The sequence below is a fragment of the Sulfuriferula multivorans genome (genome assembly GCF_003851125.1).
GTDB lineage: Bacteria > Pseudomonadota > Gammaproteobacteria > Burkholderiales > Sulfuriferulaceae > Sulfuriferula > Sulfuriferula multivorans.
Map to the genome: position 1 here is coordinate 1 of NZ_BGOW01000034.1, position 955 is coordinate 955.

Here is a 955-nt window from a genome sequence, read left to right on the forward strand (position 1 = left end):
CTTGACTTCCTCAACCGTCGCCGTGGTCTCGCTCACCGCACTGGCTGTCTCGGCCGCGCCGGAGGCAACCTGGGTGGTGGTGGCTAAAATCTCGGCTGCGGAGGATGACAGCAGGTTAATGCTTTCACGCAACTGGCGGGTAATGGTGCGAGTGAGCAGGAAACCAAACAGGGCCAATACTGCAAAGGCAAGAGGAATACCGTAAACGATGGTGGCAATCGTGGTTTCGGAATTGGCTTTCACCTCACCATCCCGCTGTTCCAATAATTTCTTCTCTTCGTTTCCCATCTCGGCGATGAGTTTTCGAATATCATCCATCGCCTGCTTTCCCTTGTCCGTCCGGACCACCTGTAACGCAGCCTCGAACCCCTTGCTTTTCCGCAAACCGATCGTTTCCTTAAGTTCGGAAAGTTTTGCCGCAATAAGGGGCGCAAGCGCATCGAGCCGATGCTGCTGGTTGGGGTTGTCCGCCGTCAGGTTCCGGAGATTCTGGAGCGCCTTATTCACAGCCACCGTCCCGCTCTGGTACGGTTCCAGATAAGATTTTTCTCCAACTATGATGTAGCCGCGCTGTCCGGTCTCGGCATCTTTCAGGGCAGAGAGCACCTTGTTGAGATTATCAAGCACCTGGTAGGTATGAGCTTTCAACTGTGCGGCTTCGATGAAGCCGGTCGTGTTCCGGTATGAAACCATGCCGAGAACGGCCAGAATAAACAGTGCCAGCGCGTATCCGGCTCCAATCTTTGTGCCAATGGACCATTTCATATAGCCATCCTCTCTATTTGGATTGAAGACCGTCAAACTTTGTACTGTTCCGCCAACCGCTTCAGCCGCTGCCCCAGCTCATGCAGCCCCTGCGCGGCGACTTCCGCCTGCCGGGTGCCGGCGACATTCTGCACGCTGGCCTGCTTGATGTTTTCCATCGCCAGCGCCACCTGGTCCATACCCACCATCT

The 955-nt window shown here is 55.4% G+C and carries 1 protein-coding gene; it reads right to left on the reverse strand.

What is annotated here, in order from left to right:
* Positions 1 to 765, reverse strand: a 765-nt coding sequence (locus EI185_RS14565; protein ID WP_189836421.1) for a CHASE3 domain-containing protein, incomplete at its 3' end; no start/stop codon positions are given.
* Positions 766 to 955 lie beyond the last annotated feature (190 nt).